Origin of the sequence: Microcoleus sp. BM001215392, assembly GCF_036700185.1 — a bacterium.
Lineage (GTDB): Bacteria > Cyanobacteriota > Cyanobacteriia > Cyanobacteriales > Microcoleaceae > Microcoleus.
In genome coordinates, this window is the sequence record NZ_JAUBOJ010000440.1 from 1 (window position 1) to 5,736 (window position 5,736).

3 protein-coding genes are annotated in these 5,736 nt (G+C 48.3%); all 3 read right to left on the reverse strand.

The features are described from left to right. Nucleotides 1-7: 7 nt before the first annotated feature. Nucleotides 8-163: a hypothetical protein gene (locus QT974_RS34865; RefSeq protein WP_442933226.1), complete on the reverse strand. Its 156-nt coding sequence runs from the start codon at nucleotides 161-163 to the stop codon at nucleotides 8-10. A gap of 102 nt (nucleotides 164-265) precedes the next feature. Further along, nucleotides 266-3,457, reverse strand: a complete 3,192-nt coding sequence (locus QT974_RS30145; protein WP_333472060.1) for a DUF4347 domain-containing protein — start codon at nucleotides 3,455-3,457, stop codon at nucleotides 266-268. 1,002 nt (nucleotides 3,458-4,459) lie between these two features. After that, on the reverse strand, nucleotides 4,460-5,736 hold a 1,277-nt coding region (locus QT974_RS30150), incomplete at its 5' end, for a calcium-binding protein (protein ID WP_333472061.1).

Sequence of the window (5,736 nt, forward strand, 5' to 3'; positions counted from 1 at the left end):
ACGGAGGTCATGCTTCGCCCCTACGGATATATTCGCTTGCATTGAGATGCACCCAACCAGAGAACCAATAATTAAAATGCCACAGCGTCCATATTTCCATCAGATGGGTAATGCCATAGAACAGAATAATATCGAGTTCGCTTGATGAGCAATTATCGCCCAATGCAGTCGGGGGTCAAACTCGAATCACAAACGAAGTAGATCGGCGCTTGTTGTGGCCTTCGCCTGCGAGTTTGACCCCCGAAGCGGTTAAAACGGCCGGTAACTACTGACTAATGAAATCGCTAGCAGTGAGAGTACCGGGCGCTACACCGTTAAGCTTCGCTAACAATTGATTAGTTCCCGTCACACTAATCAAAGTTTGATTGTTGCTAGATGTAATGCTGAGTTGATTGAAACTCAAGCCGGGATTCAACCCAATTAAATCCTCACCTTTGCGGAAATCGGTAATGATGTCGCTACCCACACTTTGATTTAGGAAAAATACATCACTTCCCGAACCACCGATCAAAGTGTCATCTCCAATATCACCGCTGAGGAAATCGGAACCAGCACCGCCGTAAAGTGTATCGTTGCCTTTGCCGCCGTAAAGCGTATCATTGCCGGTGTCGCCGCACATCGCATCGTTTTCATTACCGCCGAAGAGCAAATCGTTGCCCTCACCAGCATCGAGACTGTCGTTTTCTTTACCTCCGTAAATCGTGTCATTTCCCAGTTGACCAAATATCAGGTCTGCATCTTCATTGCCAAACACAATGTCGCTACCGTTGCCAGCATTAATTGTGTCATTTCCTAAGTTACCTAACAGATAGTCGTCGCCATCTTCGCCTAGCAAAATATCGTCATCTTTGCCACCAAAAATCGTGTCGTTGCCGATATTACCTGCAACAGTATCTTTGCCGAAATCTCCTCTCAAAAAGTCGTCGCCATCTGCGCCAACAACAGTGTCATTGTCTTTACCTGCGTAGATAGTATCGTTGCCGGCATTACCTTGAAGAAAATCTGTGCCTTCATTCCCGAAAATTAAGTCGTTATCGGCGCCGCCGTCCAGGTTATCGTTGCCGCCCATACCGTAGAGAGTATCGTTGCCGCCTAGTCCGTTAATCGACTCGTTGATGGCGCCGCCCGCGATTGAATCGTTGCCGTTACCGCCGTTGAAAGTTTGTTGGACGGGGTTGGGGGTGATAGTCGCAGGGTCGAGTTGCGGGGCGTTGAGGCCATTGAACAGGCAATCATCTGTACCCGATACGGGTGTGGGAGTCGGAGTCGGAGTTGGTGCGGGTGTGGGAGTTGGCGCCGGTGTGGGAGTCGGAGTCGGAGTTGGTGCGGGTGTGGGAGTCGGCGCCGGTGTGGGAGTCGGAGTCGGAGTTGGTATGACTGTACTGCTGAATTCAAAAGCGCCGATATCTACGATCGCACTTCCGTTATTATCACCATCTTGAGGGCGACTGACACCGCGCTGATCCGTAGCCGGCGCGCCCGCACCCGTGCCGGTATCAATCGCAGGACTTCCAGCTAGCAGCGGCAGCACCAAAGCGCCGTTAATGTTTTGCAGAGAGCCGAGTTTCGGATCTGCGATCGTCACATTTTCGGTAACATTATTGTCATTAGGATCGCCCACAGTAAATTTATTGGGAAATTGCAGATTATTTCCCCCGTCAATTAATGCGCGTCCAGTATGCTGACCGATTTTATAAATATTGCCAGCAGTATTGCTATCAAAAATCGAATTTTTGACAGTAATTGGGGACTTTTTAGGATCGTTAAAGGTAGAAATGCCTCCCGAATATTCCCCAGCGGTATTTTTGGCAAAAGTGGAGTTGACGATGTTAGTGGAAAAGGAATCTGCGTTAGCGATTACCATTCCTCCACCTTGTTGAGCAGCGGTGTTGCCATAAAATGTACTGTTAACAATGTTGATGTTGCTCTCTTCGCCTATCCACAAACCGCCGCCGTTATCATCGGCTGTGTTATTGGCAAAGGTACAGTTTGTCACAGTAAAATCGGCATTTCCCTGACGTACTGCGCCTGCTGAACCTCCTGTACCATCTGCTTTTTTGACAGCTTTGTTGTTAATAAAAGTGCTATTTTCTAACACCATTTTATCTGGAGGATAACCGAACAGAAAGGCTGCGCCTCCTTCTCCAGCTCCAATATTGCCGTCAAAAGTGCTGCCGCGAATAATGATGTTGCCACCGATCGCATCGTTGGTTAATTCGCTAGCACCATCGACGAAAACTGCACCGCCAACGTTTTTGTCTGTGCGGTTGCCGCTGAATGTAGAGTTTTCGACTGTCATGCTGCCCAACAGGTTATTTACAGCGCCGCCGTAGCTACCTTTGTTGTTGGTAAATTCACTATTTCTGATCGTCAGAGAACCACCGCTTTTAGTGGCGATCGCCCCGCCGCCCCGTTCGGTATTATCCGCCAAAGAACCGTCATTGCCACTAAACTTGCTGCTAATTACAGTTGTGCTGCTGCGGAAACCTGTATAAATGCCGCCCCCGAAACCCGCAACATTATTATTTACTTGGCAATTTTCTAAAGTTAAACTGCTGCCACCTCCCGTTTGAATGCCGCCGCCTGCGCTAGTTGTTTCGTTATTCGGATCGGTTCCAGACACTCGTCCGTTGGCAACAATCAGGTTTTTTAGAGTAACATTGGTTGCATCTTGTGTCAGGATTACCCGCGAATTGTTGTTACCGCTGACGGTTAAATTGCTAGCACTAACTGCGTCAATTGTCAAGTTTTTGTTGATAACAAGTTGACCGGAAGTCAAAACAATTGTTTGATTGGCAAGAGTGGAGGAAAATTGAATGGTATCGCCGGCTGCTGCGGAGGCGATCGCATCTCTCAATGAACCAGCACCGCTATCATTATTATTGGTAACGGTAACAGTCGCTAAAGTCCCTCGGTAATCGGCCATAGTCTCTGGAGTCAAGGCACTGGATGCTTCAATATCGCCCTTGGCAAATTCCAAATTCCAGTTACCACTGCGGCCAGTGCGATCGGTAGATGCAGCAATATCAGCTCCGGTTAACTCCGAAAGGCGATCGACAAAATTAGCTCCGTCACCCGCCGCCACATCGCAACCGTAAAGCATGATATCAGCTTGGTCGCTCAGCGTATTTCGCCACCCTTGCAACTGGCTTTCATACTGAGGTAAACTATCCGAATTCAGCGTCGCAGAACCAAGCTGCAAACTGCCAGAATTGCCGTGAGAAAAAATGTGAACCTGGTCTACAATTCCCCCCACAGCAGCAATTGCTTGCAGTTTCGCACTAATTTGCTCGACTCCGTTAGCATTTTTATCTAAAATAATCGTCTCTGCACTCCCCAGCACGCCACCTGCAAGAGTTTGATAATCATCTACATCAGAGTCAATGAAGACAAGAGATTGAGGACGAGAATTCCTCAGAAGAGATTGTGAATCAATACTGGTCAAATTTGAACTCATTTCGCATACCCTATGAAAATGTTTGCTATTTGCTGGTAGATTCACCTAGAAAATCTAAAAATCTAGATATTGACAGATGCAAAATCAAAAATTACGCGGTATCCGAAATTTGACTTCACGATCGACTTTGGTTTGTTTAACTGAGTCAACACCTAGCGACAGCTTCAGAGATTACGCATACCCTTCGTCTCAAAACTCGGTTTGTTTATGAGAAAATCTTGCAACGCTTGACGAGAAATCCAGTCACAAACCCGGTTTAACTTTGGTCGCGGGTGCGTCCTGAACTTGCATTTTCACACGACTAGATAAACACTGTTGGAAGTATTGCTCAGTCAAATACAAAAGTTATTTCATTTATCAAGAGTTGTAGGCAAAAACAGTAAGTTTTATTTTTATTAAATGCAGATATTTTAAAAATAAAACTTACGTAGCACCTCTATGTTTAGGTTGGCATTCCGCACCTAACTTACCTAATTAGCGCCTACAAACTTCTCGGAATTATTCAGATTAAATTCAGGAAACAGAGAATTAGTTCCGAATTACTGAGGATTGCTATAGCTAGCGCGCTATACATTCACCTAACCTCTAACCCGAATAATAGCGCCAAAGATCGCCCAAACTTGCCAAGAATCGGAAATTTAGCTTGTGAGAAAGGGGTGCATCTGTGCACGAGCAAATATGTGTGTATGGGCGATCGCATGACAGCAGTCAACATGAGATGATAACTAATAACTTATATGCGGTCATGCCGAGAGCCCTCTTCAAAAACCAGATGCACCCGTGAAAAAGCTTGTTTGATTCCAATACGCTTGGGTTAGTCTTTTTTTTGTGATTGCGAAGAACGCTCTTCTTTCGCGACGATCCGTAGGAAAGCAATCGCAATCTCTTGACGGTTTTAACCCAAGCGCATTGTGTTTTATTCGGGCGGTGCGATCGCGCCCGCGCACCTACCCGATGTTTTGCCCGCAGTAAGGTGCGCGATCGCCACCCTACCCGATACAGTTAGATTGTTACCTGAGTGAAATCGTTAGCGCTGAGAGTACCGGGCGTACCGTTAAGCTTAGCTAACAATTGATTAGTTCCCGTCACGCTAATCAAGGTTTGATTATTGCTAGACGTAATGCTGAGTTGATTGAAACTCAAACCGGGAGCCAAGCCAATTAAATCCTCACCCTTACGGAAATCAGTAATGATATCGCTACCCAGACTTTTCGTGAGGAAGAATACATCACTTCCCGAACCGCCAGTCAAAGTATCGTCCCCAACATCGCCGCTGAGGAAATCGCTGCCAGCACCGCCTGTGATGATATCGCTACCCTTACCGCCGTAAAGCGTATCGTTACCCGCGTCGCCGCAGAGCACATCGTTTTCATTGCCGCCGAACAGCAAATCGTTGCCCATACCGCCATCGAGACTGTCGTTGTCTTTGCCGCTGTAAAGCGTGTCATTTCCTACATCACCAAACAGCAAGTCTGCACCTTCATTGCCGAACACAATATCGTTGCCATTGCCAGCACTAATTGTGTCATTTCCTAAGTTGCCTAACAGGTAGTCGTCGCCATCTTCACCGAGCAAGATATCGTCATCTTTGCCACCAAAAATGGTGTCGTTGCCCATACCACCGGCAACAGTATCTTTGCCGAAATCTCCCAGCAACCAGTCGTTGCCATCGTCGCCAACAACAGTGTCATTGCCCTTGCCACCATAAATGGTGTCATTCCCAGCACCACCTTTGACTAAATCGTTGCCGTCATTGCCGAAGAGCAAGTCGTTATCGGCACCGCCGTCAATGTTATCGGCACCGCCCATCCCGTAGAGAGTGTCGTTACCAGCAAGTCCGTTAATCGACTCGTTGATAGCGCCCCCCATAATCAAATTGTTAGCGTCGCTGCCGTCTAAAGTTTGTTGGACGGGGTTGGGGGTGATAGTTGCAGGGTCGAGTTGCGGGGGGTTGAGGCCATCAAGCAGGCAAGCATCCGATACCGGGGTGGGTGTCGGCGCCGGAGTTGGAGTTGGCGCCGGAGTTGGTGTGGGAGTTGGAGTCGGCGCCGGAGTTGGAGTTGGCGCTGGAGTTGGTGTGGGAGTTGGAGTCGGCGCTGGAGTTGGAGTTGGCGTCCCTACCGGAGTTGGAGTTGGCGCGGGAGTTGGAGTGGGAGTTGGAGTCGGCGCCGGAGTCGGAGTTGGCGCCGGAGTTGGAGTGGGAGTTGGAGTCGGCGCTGGAGTTGGAGTTGGCGCCGGAGTTGGAGTGGGAGTTGGAGTCGGCGCTGGAGTTGGAGTTG